This window comes from Amycolatopsis roodepoortensis, from assembly GCF_014873915.1.
GTDB lineage: Bacteria > Actinomycetota > Actinomycetes > Mycobacteriales > Pseudonocardiaceae > Amycolatopsis > Amycolatopsis roodepoortensis.
On the sequence record NZ_JADBEJ010000008.1, the window covers coordinates 965,461 to 980,505 of the forward strand.

A 15,045-nucleotide genomic window follows, 5' to 3' on the forward strand; every position below is an offset into this window, starting at 1 on the left:
AACTCGCGTGACCGGCCTACAGCTGAACTATTTCTTCAGCGAACCGGGCGCCCTTTCGATCCCCTATGAGCCGGGCTGGCGGGAACTGGGTCGCTCGCCGGGGGTGAGCCTCGAGCCGGCGGGGACCATCGAGATCCCCGTCACCGGACAGGTGGCGGACCTCGACAGTGACGTCGTGAACGTTCGTGGCTTCCTTTACGACGATTCTTCGTTGAGCATCGGCGAGTTCAAGGCCAGCGTCCCCGTCACGAAGGTGGTCGGAGGCGCGGAGGGAGTCGTGTTCGGCGACAAGAACGGCAATGGCAAGCTCGACGACGGCGAACAGCTCGCCGGTATCCCGCTCACCTTGCGCCACACTCTTGGCACCAAGGAGTACAAGGCCACCAGCGACGCCGACGGGAAGATCGACTTCGGCGACGTCGCGGCCGCCCGGTATCTCCTCGGCGGCGGCGAGGCGATCAAGGGTTGGCTCTTCCCGACCAAGGTCGTCCAGGTCGGCGCGGACACCACGAACCTGCCCATCCGCGGGGTGCAGCCGTTGAACGGCGCCCTCAAAGCATCGGTGTCCTTCACCAAGGACACGTACAAGGCAGGCGAGCTCGCCCACCTCACCGTCACGCTGTCGAACTCCGGATCCATCCCGCTCTCCGGCATCGTGGCGGGATGCAATCGGGTCGGAATGGACTTCGGCCTGAGGGGTGACGGTCCCGGTTGGGGGGAGCTCGCCTACTTCGCGGGCGGGGTGACGATCGCTCCCGGCGAGACCAGCAACTTCGACGTGTCCGAAAAGGTCCCGGACGCCGCACTGAACCATGGCCGTGTCGCGGTGGCTTGTGACTTCGGTTATGCCGAAGTCGACATCGAACGCAACCCGTCCGCGATCGACGAAGCGGCGGTGCCGGGTGGGATGGCCACCCTCGCGGGACAGGTCGCCGACGACTCCGATCCGAGTAAGCCGGGACCGGGGATCGCCGGCGTCAAGCTCGTCTTCTCTTCCGACGGCGACTGTCCGACCATCGTCGAGACCACGACCGACGCGGACGGGAACTTCAAGATCGAGAATGTGGTGCCGGGGCCGAAGTACCGCCTGTTCTTCGCGCCGCCGAAGGGGTGGCGGATCAAGAACGAGAATCCGAGGTCGATCTACGTCGTCGGTCCGCCGGACAACCCCGCCCGGCTGCACGTCGGAGCGGAGAAGGGTGAGGAACCGCCGGTCACCATGCCTACCCGGCGTCCTGGCTGTGACGCCTCCGGAACCACCACGCCCGCACCCAATGCGCCGGGGCAGCAGGGTTCCGGCGGCGGAACGGGACTGGCCAGCACCGGTGCCGACGTCCTCGGCCTCGGTGCCCTCGCCCTGGCCGCTTTGGCCCTCGGCGGGGGTCTGGTCTTCACCTCGCGCCGCCGTCGCCAGGCCGACTGACCTGCGTTTAGCCCCCTAATCGCGATCTGCCACCTGCCCGCGCCCGATGCCACCGGATCGCGTTTAGCCCGCTAAACGCGATCCGGTGGCACTTGCGTTCAGCGGGCTAAACGCGATCTGCCCGCCGCCCCGCCCCGACCTGCGTTTAGCCCCCTAATCGCGATCCGGCGGGAAAGGGGCGCAGGTCGGGGCGACAGCGCCACGATCGTCGGGCCTACCGTGCTCTCGAGGCTGTGGCCGGGCTCCTCCGCGATGTACCCGTCACGGTCGGGTAGAACTCCATCTTCTCGTCCGCGTGGTCCTTGGCCCGCCGGACGAAGTGGTCGACGGCAGGCTGCGGCCGGTAGCAGTCGAACACCTTGAGCGTGTAGCTCTGCCGCAGCGCTCGACGCCGGGCGCGCGCCTGTATTACAGGCCCGGGTGGGCAGCAGAGTTCCCGGGAAAGCATAACGAACCCATAACGGCCACTGCCTTGCTGGACGCCGGTTACTGGTCCGTTGTGACCTGCCGTAGCGCCGCCAAGTGGCCTAGTTCCCAATGCTCGGAAAACCGCCACCCGTTCGGCTCAATGGTCCATCCGCATCGTGGGAAATTCACTCTGCCGTGGCATGTCTCATTCTTTGATCACGAGATTGACACTCCGGCGGGTTCACACGAGTATTTCGCCCATGCAATCCCCAGTCGCCTTGGTGTGGCGCCGGCACGTTGACTTGCGGCAGCAAGCCAGCGCGCTGTGTATGGATTCCTGACCCTTTCCGGGCTTACTCGATCAGCGTATTCGCAACGTCTGCGCCGGTTCCTCGTGCGCTGACGCTTTCCGCTGTGCCGCAACGGTTCTCCGCTGGAACCGGCGGTTGATTGCTTTCCCTTTGATTCGTGCCGGTGACGCCTGCGCGGAAAGGGAGAGGTGTGCCAATTGTCTGGCGCTTCGGTAGCGAAAACAGGGAGAAAGAATGCTATCCAACTCGCCCAAGTGGCGAAAAGTGGTGATCGGCGCCTTGGCGGCGGCGCTCGCCGTGGGCACGGTGACCTACACCGGCTCCGCGACGAGCGCCTACGCCGACGTCCAGGTCGTCAAGGACGCGAAGAAGGCGGCCGACGGCAAGGAGTACTGGGTCCAGAACCACCTGGTGTCCAAGGACGTCGCGGCGGCCCGGAGCGCGGACGGCAAGCGCAAGAAGTGGCTGCTGGTCTGGGCCGGTGACGAGAACATCGCCGACACCTTGGTCAAAGACGTCAAGAATCTGCCGGGTTCGCTCGGCGGCGGCCTGAACAAGATCAAGAACGCATTGCCCGGTCCGGACTTCCTCGCCGTGATCGACGCGACGCAGGGTTCGCCGACGTACGGCAAGGTCGTCAACACCGCCACCGTGGGACCGCTCGTCGAGAACGAGCCGCACCACATGCAATACGTGTGGCACAAGGGAGACACGATCTACGCCGGCGCGCTGTTCGCCGCCGCGACGTACGCCTTCGACGTCACCGCGTTGCCGCAGCTGAAGCTCAAGGGCGTCAGCCTCCCGACGCAGACCCTCGGCGGCTCCGTGCCGGACGCGTACTGGGTGCTCAAGGACGGCACCGCCTACGGCACCTACATGGGCGGCCCGGTCGTGCCCGGCCCGCACACCTACGCCAACGGTTCCACCGTGGTGGGCAACGGTTTCGCTGGCAGTCCCGGCGAGGTCGTCCGCTTCGACCAGAACGCACAGGTGCTTTCGGAGTCACCGGCGGCAACGCCGCAGGGCGACAACAAGAAGCTGTGCGACAACCTCCCGCAGCTGGACAAGCCGACCTGCGCCAACCCGCACGGCATCCAGGCCCGCGAGGACCTCAACACGCTGGTCACCAGTGATTACGCCGAGCCGCGCAACATCATCCTCGACCCGGTGAAGCAGCCGTCGCCGTATCTCCGGCGGCCGACCGTCCGCACATGGGACATTTCCGACCGCAACAAGCCGAAGCTCAAGGCGGTCTCATACCTGCCGGACGGCCCTCGCGCCGACCCCGCGGACCCGCTGCACGCGGAAAGCCGCGCGGTCATGGAGACCACGGTGACCAACCTGCCCGGCCACAAGGGCGCGTTCGCCCAGACCATGCAGGGCGGCGCGGTGTTCTACACGCCGGACATCACGGCCAAGGAACCGCATTGGATCCAGGTGTTCGACGACGGCGCCGCCAACAAGGCGATCCACCCGAACAACGATTCCAACGGCGGTGGCTCGAACGGTGGCTGGATCCAGACCAGCCCCGACGACAAGTACCTCTACCGCGCGATCACCGGACGCTCCAAGGGCGCGCTCGGCCCGGACGACCCCGGCACCACCGGCGGCGTGTACGTCCTCGACATCCAGAAGCTGGTCGCCGCGGGCGACAAGGTCGAGAACATCAAGGGCCGGATCGACACGAAGGAGAAGTCCCAGCAGGGCGGTGGCGGCGACCTGCCGACCGTCGTCGGCGCGGCGCCGATCAACCCGGGGACTCCTGGCGGCGGCCCGCACTGGGGCGCGTACGACAACTTCGTGCTCGGTGACGACGGGTACTACCACGAAACCGACAAGCCGCAGCACCTCGCGGTGTCGAACTACTTCGTCGCCCGGTCCGGTTTGGACGGTGACCACAAGGTCAACCTGCTGAACCTCGCCGAGGACGGGAAGGTCGCGGTCGACCAGAACTTCCGGGACGAGTTCACCGGACAGGTCGGGATCAACTTCAACCGGAAGACCTGGCCGCACGGGTCCTTCGGCAACGCCAAGCCGCATTCCGAACTGTTCGTCGTGGCGGACGCGGATCTCAAGTAACCCTGCTCGGCGCGGAAGGTCGTGGGTGGCGGGCGCACCCCGCCGCCCACGGCTCCGCCGATCTGTTCGGAGAAGGTCCCATGGATCACCACGTCATACCGGCGAGCTCGGGTTCGGCCGGCGTCGGCATCGCCCTCGTCCTGCTCCGGCTCGGACTTCTGCTGGCGACCGCTTTCCTCGCGGGCACAGGCATCCTGCGTCCGCTGGTGGGTGAACTGCCCCGACGGTTGCGCCTCACCATCGCCGCGCTCGGCGCGATTTCCGCCGTGCTGGCCGCGGTTTCCGCCTTCGCGACCGACGTCAACGTCATCGCGTTGATCGTGCATCTCGTGCTCGCGCTGGCCATTCCCGTACTGATCCGCTGGCCGTCGGCGGGCCGCTGGGCCGCACTGGCGCTCGCCGCACTGGTCGTGCTCGAAACCTCGCTCGGGCGGACAGGTGTCGAATTCGCCATCGACACCGTCTACGTCGCGGCCGCGGCCTTGTGGTTCGGCGTCACCGTTCTCTCCGTCTGGGTGCCCGCGGAGCAGTGGCGCCAGACAAACTTCCGGCTCGGCCCGCTTTCGCTGACACTGGGCGGACTTCTCGTCGTCGCGGGTGCGGTCCAGCTGTTCACTTCGGGGCTCGGGTTCGACCGCCGGATCTACGGGACGCTTTTCGGCCTCACGTTGCTGGCGACCGCGGTGTTGCCGGCCATCGCCGGTTTCTTCTTCTCCCGCAACGATTCCACGCGTGTCTACCGGTTCGGCGCGGCCGCTGTGGCCATCGGTTTCGTTGCTTGGAGCGCTCTCGTGGCCATTCCCAAACCGCCCGAGCTCCCGGCTCCCGGTGTCGCGCTGCTCGCCGAAGCCGCCCTCGGTGAACAGCGATTCCCCGTTTTGGTGAGCCCGCAACGACCCGGTAAGAACCTTGTCCATTTCCCCGCGAGCGCGGGAGGGGACCTGTCCGCCGGGATCGAAGGCGGCCTGATCGGCAAGGCCATCGTGCGGCCTGGCGCCGAGGGCACCTGGGCCGAGGTCGACCTGCCGAAGGGGCGTAGCGACCTGGTCATCAGCCGCGGTGAGGAGAAGACGTCGATCGAGGTCGACGCCGGAGAGGCGCCAGGCCCCGCCATCGAGGACGCGGACGCGCCCGAGTGTGTTTCGGCGGCGCTGGGTGGCCTGATCGCGGACCGTCGCGAAGTCCTCACCTCATGCCCGGCGGACGCGCTTTCGAGTGAGGACAGCGGTTCTCTCGTCAAACTCGTGGAATTCCTCGCCGGCCGCAAACCTTCCGCGCTCACCCTCGTCGAGGACACCTCGCCGCGCAGTGCGGCCGCCGCGAAGCTGGTCCGCGAGACCGCCGCGCGTTCCGGTCTGCCGGTGCAGGCCGAGGCGGGTCCGAACACCGCGTTGGTCGTCGTGTCCGGCTGGGCCGGCGGCTACACGGCGATGACCCGCGCGGCCGAGTCCCAGCGGCTCAAGCCGACCCATCAATACGGCCTGTACCTGGCGCCGTGGCTGCTGAACGGGCCGATCGTCAACTCCGTCGCGAGTTCCTCGGTACCGCTGAGGTTCGACCCGCGCGAACAGGTCGCCGTGAGTTTCGCCGTCGCCGCGGGCAACGCCTTCGGCGGCGAAAGCCCCACGCTCGGCGGGTTCCGGAGCTGGCTGGGCGATCAGTGGAGGTCGATCAATGGCGACGTCCAGATCTTCGCGGCGGCGCAGGTCAACGCCATGCCGATGTACCCGGGCGAACCGCACGCCGTCGGGATGATCGCCGACCGGAACTACGCGGGGCAGTGGATCCCCGACGGCACGATCGTGCCGGTCAGCTCGGTACTGCGGTGAATTTCGATTTCAACGAAAGAATGGGAGAAGAAATGAAGCGAATCGCGGCCCGTGTGCTGCTGCCGCTCGCCGTCGCGGGCGCGCTGTCCGGACTCGCCGGAGGGGTCGCCTCGGCCGACCCGCTGCCGGGTCTGCCCACCGGCGGCGGCGATCCCGCCGTCTGGCTGATCCCCGGCCTCGACCTCGGTGGATTGCTCGGGCCGACCGTTCCCGTGCCCACCGACGTCCTCGCCCCGATCTACGGGATCATCACGCCCATTTCGTAAAACCGTTACCAGCAAAGGAGAATCTCATGAAGAAGACCTTCGTCCGCGCGGTCACCGGTGCCGCGCTCGCCGGGCTCGTCGTGCTCGGCTCGGCCGCCCCCGCGCTCGCCGCGCAGGACGCGCCGAACGATGTCGTGGTCGTCGACGAACCCGACACGAGCGACCTCCACAACATCTGGACGTTCGCACCGCTCGGAGTCCCGGTGCTGGGGCTCATCCAGTCGCTGAACGGCGTCCCCGGCCGGCTGCTGCCGTCCTGACTTTCGCGGCGGCGCGGCTCCCGGGCCGCGCCGCCGCTCTCGGCAAGGAGGGCCGATGGTCGACAGACAGCTGATCGGGCGGATCGCGATCGCGGGGATCGTGGTGGCTGCGCTCGCGACCTGCGTGGTGCTGCTCAACGGCGGTGAGGAGCCGCCGGCCGAGACCGTAGCCGTGGTCGGCGCGCCGGCCGAGGCCGCGCCGTCGCGGGGGCCGGATCGCACGATCACCCGGACGCTCAGCCAGGCGCAGCCGGTGTCGAACGACTGGCGGATCGCGTACGAGCTCGCCGGGACGGGGACCGCGACCGTGGTCTACGACTCGAACGGGCTGGGGCTCGTGCACCAGGAGCTGCAGGTGACGCTGCCGTGGCGCAAGGAGCTCACGTGGAAGAACACCGGCACCCCGCCGACCGTCCAGCTGATGGGGCAGGGCGAGGGCGCCGTCGAGTGTCGGGTGGCGGTGGGCGGCGCCGTCGTCACCTCGGAGAAGTCGGCCCCCGGTGAGGTCGCCACCTGCGCCGGCCGCCTCGCCCCCTCCTGACCACCGCGCCGACCTGCGTTTAGCCCCCTAATCGCGATCTGGCGGCGGCGCGAAAACCGGTGGCCAAGCTGGGCAGAATGTAGCCATGACCTGGAGCTTCGAAGTCACCCCCGTCGATCACCCGGACGCCGCCCAGCTGCTGCGCGAGTACTTGGACGAGATCGCGTCGCGCTACTACGAGCGCCAGGTCACCGAAGCGGAGCTCGACGTCCTGCTCCAGGAGCAGCACAGCCGGGACATGGTCCCGCCGACAGGCGCCTTCCTCCTCGCGCGGCGGGACGGGGTGCTGGCCGGCTGCGCCGGGCTCCGGGTGATGACGCCCGAGATCACCGAACTCAAACGTGTCTTCCTGCGGAAGTCCGAACGCGGCAAGGGCGGCGCGCCGCTGCTCGTGGCCGCCGCCGAAGACGTCGCCCGCGGCCTCGGTGCCACGACCATCCGCCTCGACACCCGCGACGACCTCGTCGAGGCGAGGGCCCTGTACGCGCGCCTCGGCTACGAGACGGTCGAGCCCTTCAACGACGACCCCTACGCGCACCACTACTTTGCGAAGTCCCTGGCCCCGGCCGTGCCGGATCGCGTTTAGCCCGCTAAACGCGACGCGGACGCGGGCGGAAGGTGGCCTTGGCGAGCAGGGCGCCGGCGAGGACGGGCGCGAGGCCGATCAGCAGCAGGAAGACGCCGGTGTCCTTGCCCTCGATCAGCGGATGCCACCACAGCGGCGTCACGGCGATGTCGACGACGTCACCCCGTTCCGGGAAGTTCCCGAAGGACATCCACCGCAGGTCCTTGACCTCGTGCGTCTCTCCGTCGAGTTCGTAGGTGCCGTCCACCAGGTTGCCGTTGCCGCAGCTGGTGCAGCTCGACGTGCTCGCCTCCGCCCGCTGCGTCGCGGTCACGGCGAGCCGCGCCTCGGGGGCGAGCCCGGTCAGCGCGGTCAGCGAGTTCACCGCGAGCGCCAGCCCCGGCAGCACCAGCGCGAGCGCGACGACCGTGCGCGCCACCAGCGACAGCGTCGACAGCGGCTGACGTCCGGCCGCTTCCCGGCGCCGGTTGAGCGGCGTGCGGAGCCCGGCGAGCGGACCTCGCCGTTCGCCGAGCCATCCGGCGTCGCTGGTGTCGGATCCCGCCGCCACCGAACGGAAGTCCGCGTCCTCCCAGTCCACTGTGGACGCCAGGACGGCAAGACGGCGCGAGTCGGCGAACATCATTTCTTCGGTCAGCGTCCCGGCTTCGGACGTCCACAGTGAACCGCCGTGGAAGGCGACCTCCCGGACCCGGAACCACGGATCGTCTTCGAACAGCGCACGGACGCCCGGGGTGAGCAGCGCCTCGGCGAACTCCGGATCGGACGTCGTCACGGTGAACCGCCGGTCGAACTCCGTGCCGGTCTCGAACCGCTGCAGCAGGGCGTCCGGCTTCGGCGCCCCGATGGTGTTCCGCGTGATGCGCGCGTCCTCCAGCGGCGTGAACCGCTCCGGTTCGAAGGCACCCGTCACGGGGGTGATGACGACCGAAGGCACGTCAGGCGTCCGCAGCTGGATCAGGGCGTACGTCCCATCAGTCAGGTCAGCTGTCCTGGACGAGTCCGGAAACTCCGCCGAGCCGCCGAGCCGGTACTCGACCCCGAGCAGACGGTGCCCGTTGTGATCGAACTCGACCGCGGTCACCACCGACTCGGGTGACGCGTGGGTGACGGCGATCCCCCGCGAGGGGAGTACGCCGAAGCTCGGCTCGCCGGACCCGTCCAGCCTGCCGGTCCACGTCTTCTGCCGATACCCCCGCCACGCCGCCAGAGCCGCGATGACCAGCGGGAACGCGAACCACAGCCAGCCGGGCACCGCGCTGCCGGACCCCTCCGAAAGCCAATACAGCGACGTCTCGGAGACGAGGATCCCGCAGAGCGCGTAGCTGACGGCGGCCGCGGTGGGCCGCCGTCCGTCGAATCGCCCGCCGAGCAGCAACAGCGCCAGGGCCAGGGTGTATCCACCGGCGATGAGCCACGGCCCGGCCAGCTGATCGTCCATCGGGCGACCCTACTGGTCCATGTCGAGGTTCTCGCGGGTCTCCTCATCGCTGTGGCGACCGCCGGTGCGGCCGTACTCCTGCCCGGCGGTGATGTTCTTGGTGTTGTCGATGACCTTGTTCGCGACGTCGAAGGCGGCTTTGCCCTGATACGCCGAACCCTTCGCCAGGTCGGCGGGGTTGACCCCGACCACCTGCTTGATCGCCTGGTTCGGCACACCCTTGAGGACGTCCTTCGCGGCGTCGCCGAAGGTGCCCAGCTGGGACCCGGTGCCCTTCGCGAACGCGCCGACGATCGCCTTCTCCTGGCCGGGGGTCATCCCGACCTTGCCCGCCTTCGTCAGCTTCGAACCCTGTTTGATCAGGTCGTCGGTCCACTTGGCCATGAAGCCCATGAACTTGTCGAGCAGCTTGCCGAGCCGCCCGAGGTGCTTGGTGATCTTGCTCATCGCGCTCGCGGCCTTGGTGATCGTCGCGGTCATCGCGGCGGCCACCGAGGAGCCGAGGCTCACGACGGAAGCCGCCAGCGCGGGCAGCCAGATGTAGATGGCCCAGGTGACCAGCTCGGAGATGATCGATTTGACGACCTCTTCGATGACGGTCATCACCATCGACCACATCTGCAGCGTCTCGGCCACCGTCCCGGCGCTGTTGCCGATGCCCTTGATGCCGACGGCGAAGTCGCCAAGCGCGTTCCTGGCGGCGTCGCCCGCGTCGCCGATCCAGTCCTTCAAGGACTCGTCGCCGGTCTTCACGAAGTCGTCGGCCAGCGTGACGAAGCCCTTGGCGATGTTGCCGAAGTTGCCGGCCGCGGTCTTGAGCGCCGGGCCGTCGCCCGTGACGAAGTGCAGCGCGTCCTGCAGCGGCTGGATCAGCTCGATCAGGATGTTCAGGCCGTTGCTGACCAGCCAGCCGACCGGGTCGAGCACGAAGCTCGCGACATCCGCCCCCGCCCCCGCGATGAACCCGGCGCCGTCCTGCACCAGCTGTCCGCCCGCGGCCACGACGTCACCGGGGCCCTGCGCCGTGCTGAACTTCTCATAGGCGTTGGCGACGGTGGTGACGCCCTTGCCCGCGATCGGCACCTTCTTCGCCGCGTCGAGCGCGTTCTTGCCGAAGCTGTCGTCACCCGTGATCTTGACGCCGGCGGCGATGCTCGCCTTCTCGTCGGTCATGCCGTCCCCCAGCTCACTTCGGTCCGTCGATCTTGGCTTCGTACTTCCCCAGGGTGATCGTCGCGTCGTTTTCGAAGCCGTTGTAGATCGACGCCGCCTGGGTCATCTTCCCGGAGAACGAGTCCACCCCGGTCTTCAGGAGTTCGAGCAGTTCACGCAGGTCGGCGAGTTTGCCGGTGTAGGTCTGCTTCACCGCGAGCCCGATCAGGCCCCACGACTTGTCCGTGACGTCGGCCTGGTCGACGAGGCCGCCGAACTTGCCCGCCTCGTCCTTGTAATAGCCGAGCTTGTTCGCGTAGTCGGTCAAGGCCTGTGTCTTGACCGCGTGCCCACCCGGTCCGGTCATCGGTGATCCTCCTCGTCGAACAGGTTCTTGAGGAACTGGTCACCGGCCGAGCTCCCGCCCGACGGTGCCGGCCCGGGAGTCGGCTCGTCCGACCGCCGGAGCACCGTCTCCTCGCTGAAGTCGTCTTCGTTCCGAGGGCGGCGCGCGGGGTTCTGTGGTGGCTCCTCCGACATCTGAGACCGCAGATCGTCCGCCGTGGTTCCCAGTGCTTCCGCCTGGGCTTCGAGAACCTGTTCTTCGACGTTCAGATGGAAGGCCCCGCCGAACTGCGCGTCGACGATCCCCGCCTGCTTCCGCGCCGCGTCGGCCACCGCGGTGTGCAAAGTGGACAGAATGGCGGCGGAGAGCTGTTGTGGTTGCTGCCGAAGGGCTTCCGGGCTGAGACGAATGTCCTTCACGGACCCGCCGGGCCCCGCGACGACGGTGACCGAGCGGTCCGGCGACGTCGCCACCGACTCCAGTTCGGCCAGCTCGCCCTGCATCTCGCCGACCTTCGCGAACTGCGTCTCGGCCTGTTTGATCTTGGTTTGGAACTTCTCGAACTCGGCGACCAGCTGTTCGAACTCGGCCGACATGGAGCCTCCCCGTGCGAAGTGCGTGTGTCCGCTATCACCGCGGCCATCGTGACCTATTCACCCGTTGGACGCGATGGTGTGCTTTCCGGATCCATCCGGCTCACCCGATAGGGGAATAGGTAGCGTGGTCCGCTGAGCAGGGCGGTATCAGTACGAACGAGGGGAGGCGTCGTGGACGCCGAGAAGCAGGAAAGCAGCGAAGAACCCAGGCGGGGGAGTCACGCGGCGCCGGAGGGGGCACCCGTGCATCCGTTGATCGACCTCTCCCGGGACCCACATCCGGGCCGGGCGGACCACGCCAAGCCCGACGAGGACTGAGTCCTCTACCGGAGGGCGACGCCAAGGCCGACGAGGGAATCGAACAGCCCGAAACGCCGTTCCATCAGGGTGGCCGCGGCGTGACGCCCGGCACGATATAGTTATCGACCCCCCGATTTGGCCGGTCCGGAAGCGGCCGGGTATCTTTGGAGACCGTGCCCGGCAGGCGTCGGGCCGTCCCGTGTGCCGTGCGGCATGAACGGGGTGCTCAGGCATCCGGTTCCAAGGCTTCGCCCACGCGGGATCCGACGGAAAATCCCTACGGGAAGTTACCGGTCGCAAGACCGTGACGCGGGCCGACACGCCCGACCGCGGGGGCCGGAGACAACACGTAGTAGCAAGATCGCGAACAGAAAGCTGGTCCATTGCCCACGATCCAGCAGCTGGTCCGTAAGGGCCGCCAGGACAAGGCTGCCAAGCAGAAGACCGCGGCCCTCAAGGGGAGCCCGCAGCGGCGTGGCGTGTGCACTCGCGTGTACACCACAACCCCCAAGAAGCCGAACTCGGCGCTTCGCAAGGTCGCTCGTGTGAAGCTGACCAGCGGCATCGAGGTCACCGCCTACATTCCCGGTGAAGGCCACAACCTGCAGGAGCACTCGATGGTGCTCGTGCGCGGTGGTCGTGTGAAGGACCTGCCGGGTGTCCGTTACAAGATCATCCGCGGTTCGCTCGACACCCAGGGTGTCAAGAACCGTAAGCAGGCGCGCAGCCGGTATGGCGCGAAGAAGGAGAAGAGCTAATGCCCCGCAAGGGTCCGGCCCCGAAGCGGCCGCTGATCTCTGACCCCGTCTACGCATCCCCGCTGGTCACCCAGCTGGTGAACAAGGTGCTGAAGGACGGCAAGCGGTCCCTGGCCGAGCGCATCGTCTACGGCGCCCTCGAAGGCGCTCGCGAGAAGACCGGCACCGACCCGGTCGTCACGCTGAAGCGCGCCCTTGACAACGTGAAGCCCACCATCGAGGTGAAGAGCCGCCGCGTCGGTGGTGCCACCTACCAGGTGCCGATCGAGGTCAAGCCGGGACGTTCCACCACGCTCGCGCTTCGCTGGCTGGTCTCCTTCTCGCAGGCTCGTCGCGAGAAGACCATGATCGAGCGTCTGCAGAACGAGCTCCTCGACGCGAGCAACGGCCTCGGCGCCAGCGTGAAGCGGCGTGAGGACACGCACAAGATGGCCGAGTCCAACAAGGCCTTCGCGCACTACCGCTGGTGATGACCGCCCGGCTGCCGATCCAAGCCTTGCCGGGCCCCAATTTTGAGACAGGGGAACACTCTCGTGGCACGTGAAGTGCTGACCGACCTGAACAAGGTCCGCAACATCGGCATCATGGCCCACATCGACGCCGGTAAGACCACCACCACCGAGCGGATCCTGTTCTACACCGGGGTCAACTACAAGATCGGTGAAGTCCACGATGGCGCCGCCACCATGGACTGGATGGAGGAGGAGCAGAAGCGGGGTATCACCATCACCTCGGCTGCGACCACCACTTTCTGGGCCGACCACCAGATCAACATCATCGACACGCCGGGCCACGTCGACTTCACCGTCGAGGTGGAGCGCTCGCTCCGCGTGCTCGACGGCGCCGTCGCCGTCTTCGACGGCAAGGAAGGTGTCGAGCCGCAGTCCGAGCAGGTCTGGCGTCAGGCGGACAAGTACGAGGTTCCTCGTATCTGCTTCGTCAACAAGATGGACAAGCTCGGCGCGGACTTCTATTTCACCGTCCGCACCATCGAGGAGCGCCTCGGCGCCCGCCCGCTGGTCATCCAGCTGCCGATCGGCGCCGAGAACGAGTTCGAAGGCGTCGTCGACCTGGTCCGCATGAAGGCGCTGACCTGGCGCGGCGAGGTCCAGAAGGGCGAGGACTACGCCGTCGAGGAGATCCCGGCCGAGCTCGCCGACAAGGCGGCCGAGTACCGGGAGAAGCTGGTCGAGGCCATCGCCGAGACCGACGACTCCCTGATGGAGAAGTTCCTCGAGGGCGAGGAGCTGTCCGAGGCCGAGATCAAGGCCGGCATCCGGAAGCTCACCGTGAACCGCGAGGCGTACCCGGTGCTCACCGGTTCCGCGTTCAAGAACAAGGGCGTGCAGCCCATGCTCGACGCGGTCATCGACTACCTTCCGTCGCCGCTGGACGTCCCGGCCGTCGAGGGCACGCTGCCCGACGGCGAGACCGTCGTGTCGCGCAAGCCGTCGACCGAGGAGCCCTTCTCCGCTCTGGCGTTCAAGATCGCCGCGCACCCGTTCTTCGGCAAGCTGACCTACATCCGGGTGTACTCGGGCAAGGTCGCCTCCGGCGCGCAGCTGATCAACGCCACCAAGGAGCGCAAGGAGCGCATCGGGAAGCTCTTCCAGATGCACTCCAACAAGGAGAACCCGGTGGACGAGGCCCAAGCGGGCCACATCTACGCGGTCATCGGCCTGAAGGACACCACCACCGGTGACACCCTCGCCGACCCGCAGAACCCGGTCGTCCTCGAATCGATGACGTTCCCGGCGCCGGTCATCCGCGTCGCGATCGAGCCGAAGACCAAGGCCGACCAGGAGAAGCTGTCCCTGGCGATCCAGAAGCTGGCCGAAGAGGACCCGACGTTCCAGGTCAACCTGGACGAGGACACCGGCCAGACGATCATCGCCGGTATGGGCGAGCTGCACCTCGAGGTGCTGGTCAACCGCATGAAGTCCGACTACAAGGTCGAGGCGAACATCGGTAAGCCGCAGGTCGCCTACCGCGAGACGGTGCGCAAGACGGTCGAGAAGCTCGACTACGTGCACAAGAAGCAGACCGGTGGTTCCGGTCAGTTCGCGAAGGTCATCGTCAAGCTCGAGCCGCTCGAGTCCACCGACGGTGCCCTCTACGAGTTCGACAACAAGGTCACCGGTGGCCGCGTGCCGCGGGAGTACATCCCGTCGGTCGACGCGGGCGCACAGGACGCCATGCAGTACGGCGTGCTGGCCGGCTACCCGCTCGTCGGGTTGAAGTTCACCTTGTTGGACGGCGCGTACCACGAGGTCGACTCTTCCGAAATGGCCTTCAAGATCGCCGGCTCCATGGCGATGAAGGAAGCCGCGAAGAAGGCCGGTCCGGTCATCCTCGAGCCGCTGATGGCCGTCGAGGTCACCACGCCCGAGGACTACATGGGCGATGTGATCGGTGACCTCAACTCCCGCCGTGGCCAGATCCAGGCCATGGAGGAGCGCGCCGGTACCCGTGTCGTCAAGGCACTGGTCCCGCTGTCGGAGATGTTCGGTTACGTCGGTGACCTGCGTTCGCGTACGCAGGGACGTGCCAACTACTCCATGGTGTTCGACTCCTACGCCGAGGTTCCCGCGAACGTCGCGAAGGAAATCATCGCGAAGGCGACGGGGGAGTAGTTCCCGTCCGCTCGCGGGCATAAGGAACACTCCTGAACGTCCGCAGCATCCGTCAAGAAACGAATCCCCGTCCGACAGCCACGTTGGCCGGTGAGTAAGCAAAACAGTCCAGGAGG

Annotated in this window: 14 protein-coding genes; 10 read left to right on the forward strand and 4 right to left on the reverse strand. The window is 67.4% G+C overall.

What is annotated here, in order from left to right; all coding sequences use genetic code 11:
* Nucleotides 1-7: 7 nt before the first annotated feature.
* From H4W30_RS42375 to H4W30_RS42405, 7 genes are all read left to right on the forward strand, one after another.
* Complete coding sequence (locus tag H4W30_RS42375; protein ID WP_318780776.1) at nt 8-1,423, forward strand: hypothetical protein; 1,416 nt, start codon at nt 8-10, stop codon at nt 1,421-1,423.
* Between the two features lie 953 nt (nt 1,424-2,376).
* Nucleotides 2,377-4,221, forward strand: coding sequence for a selenium-binding family protein (locus tag H4W30_RS42380; protein ID WP_225950841.1), 1,845 nt, complete (start codon nt 2,377-2,379; stop codon nt 4,219-4,221).
* A gap of 80 nt (nt 4,222-4,301) precedes the next feature.
* The gene (locus H4W30_RS42385) at nt 4,302-6,050 is read left to right on the forward strand and encodes a hypothetical protein (protein WP_192747821.1); all 1,749 of its coding nucleotides are present in this window, start codon (nt 4,302-4,304) and stop codon (nt 6,048-6,050) included.
* A 32-nt stretch (nt 6,051-6,082) separates the two neighbouring features.
* Nucleotides 6,083-6,316: a hypothetical protein gene (locus tag H4W30_RS42390; protein WP_192747822.1), complete on the forward strand. Its 234-nt coding sequence runs from the start codon at nt 6,083-6,085 to the stop codon at nt 6,314-6,316.
* A 26-nt stretch (nt 6,317-6,342) separates the two neighbouring features.
* Entirely contained in the window at nt 6,343-6,576 is a 234-nt protein-coding gene (locus H4W30_RS42395) for a hypothetical protein (RefSeq protein WP_034304224.1), read from the forward strand.
* A 55-nt stretch (nt 6,577-6,631) separates the two neighbouring features.
* On the forward strand, nt 6,632-7,117 hold the full coding sequence (locus H4W30_RS42400; RefSeq protein WP_192747823.1) for a hypothetical protein: 486 nt from the start codon (nt 6,632-6,634) through the stop codon (nt 7,115-7,117).
* 85 nt (nt 7,118-7,202) lie between these two features.
* Entirely contained in the window at nt 7,203-7,703 is a 501-nt protein-coding gene (locus H4W30_RS42405; protein WP_192747824.1) for a GNAT family N-acetyltransferase, read from the forward strand.
* Nucleotides 7,704-7,707: 4 nt separating this feature from the next.
* Here H4W30_RS42405 and H4W30_RS42410 read toward each other — a convergent pair whose 3' ends face one another.
* From H4W30_RS42410 to H4W30_RS42425, 4 genes are read right to left on the reverse strand one after another with little or no spacing between them, the layout of a single operon-like run.
* Nucleotides 7,708-9,144, reverse strand: coding sequence for a hypothetical protein (locus H4W30_RS42410; RefSeq protein ID WP_192747825.1), 1,437 nt, complete (start codon nt 9,142-9,144; stop codon nt 7,708-7,710).
* Between the two features lie 9 nt (nt 9,145-9,153).
* Nucleotides 9,154-10,317, reverse strand: coding sequence for a hypothetical protein (locus tag H4W30_RS42415; protein WP_192747826.1), 1,164 nt, complete (start codon nt 10,315-10,317; stop codon nt 9,154-9,156).
* Between the two features lie 13 nt (nt 10,318-10,330).
* Nucleotides 10,331-10,663 (reverse strand): hypothetical protein, encoded by a 333-nt coding sequence (locus tag H4W30_RS42420; protein ID WP_192747827.1) that lies wholly within the window; start codon nt 10,661-10,663, stop codon nt 10,331-10,333.
* A complete protein-coding gene (locus H4W30_RS42425) occupies nt 10,660-11,238 on the reverse strand; it encodes a YbaB/EbfC family nucleoid-associated protein (protein WP_192747828.1) in 579 nt (192 codons plus the stop codon). The genes H4W30_RS42420 and H4W30_RS42425 overlap by 4 nt, the downstream gene beginning before the upstream one ends.
* Before the next feature lie 683 nt (nt 11,239-11,921).
* Between H4W30_RS42425 and rpsL the strand changes: the two genes are divergently transcribed.
* From rpsL to fusA, 3 genes are all read left to right on the forward strand, one after another.
* Nucleotides 11,922-12,296, forward strand: a complete 375-nt coding sequence (gene rpsL / locus H4W30_RS42430; RefSeq protein WP_003102113.1) for a 30S ribosomal protein S12 — start codon at nt 11,922-11,924, stop codon at nt 12,294-12,296.
* Nucleotides 12,296-12,766, forward strand: a complete 471-nt coding sequence (gene rpsG, locus H4W30_RS42435; RefSeq protein ID WP_007031033.1) for a 30S ribosomal protein S7 — start codon at nt 12,296-12,298, stop codon at nt 12,764-12,766. The genes rpsL and rpsG overlap by 1 nt, the downstream gene beginning before the upstream one ends.
* A 63-nt stretch (nt 12,767-12,829) precedes the next feature.
* Complete coding sequence (gene fusA, locus H4W30_RS42440) at nt 12,830-14,929, forward strand: elongation factor G (protein WP_125679956.1); 2,100 nt, start codon at nt 12,830-12,832, stop codon at nt 14,927-14,929.
* Nucleotides 14,930-15,045 lie beyond the last annotated feature (116 nt).

What these genes read in the sequence shown, in the direction of transcription:
- H4W30_RS42415 (WP_192747826.1), bottom strand. Translation starts at nt 10,317, where the DNA reads ATGACCGACGAGAAGGCGAGCATCGCCGCCGGCGTCAAGATCACGGGT.
- H4W30_RS42420 (WP_192747827.1), bottom strand. Translation starts at nt 10,663, where the DNA reads ATGACCGGACCGGGTGGGCACGCGGTCAAGACACAGGCCTTGACCGAC.
- H4W30_RS42380 (WP_225950841.1), top strand. Translation starts at nt 2,377, where the DNA reads ATGCTATCCAACTCGCCCAAGTGGCGAAAAGTGGTGATCGGCGCCTTG.
- rpsG (WP_007031033.1), top strand. Translation starts at nt 12,296, where the DNA reads ATGCCCCGCAAGGGTCCGGCCCCGAAGCGGCCGCTGATCTCTGACCCC.
- H4W30_RS42425 (WP_192747828.1), bottom strand. Translation starts at nt 11,238, where the DNA reads ATGTCGGCCGAGTTCGAACAGCTGGTCGCCGAGTTCGAGAAGTTCCAA.
- H4W30_RS42400 (WP_192747823.1), top strand. Translation starts at nt 6,632, where the DNA reads ATGGTCGACAGACAGCTGATCGGGCGGATCGCGATCGCGGGGATCGTG.
- H4W30_RS42405 (WP_192747824.1), top strand. Translation starts at nt 7,203, where the DNA reads ATGACCTGGAGCTTCGAAGTCACCCCCGTCGATCACCCGGACGCCGCC.
- H4W30_RS42385 (WP_192747821.1), top strand. Translation starts at nt 4,302, where the DNA reads ATGGATCACCACGTCATACCGGCGAGCTCGGGTTCGGCCGGCGTCGGC.
- H4W30_RS42395 (WP_034304224.1), top strand. Translation starts at nt 6,343, where the DNA reads ATGAAGAAGACCTTCGTCCGCGCGGTCACCGGTGCCGCGCTCGCCGGG.
- H4W30_RS42410 (WP_192747825.1), bottom strand. Translation starts at nt 9,144, where the DNA reads ATGGACGATCAGCTGGCCGGGCCGTGGCTCATCGCCGGTGGATACACC.
- H4W30_RS42390 (WP_192747822.1), top strand. Translation starts at nt 6,083, where the DNA reads ATGAAGCGAATCGCGGCCCGTGTGCTGCTGCCGCTCGCCGTCGCGGGC.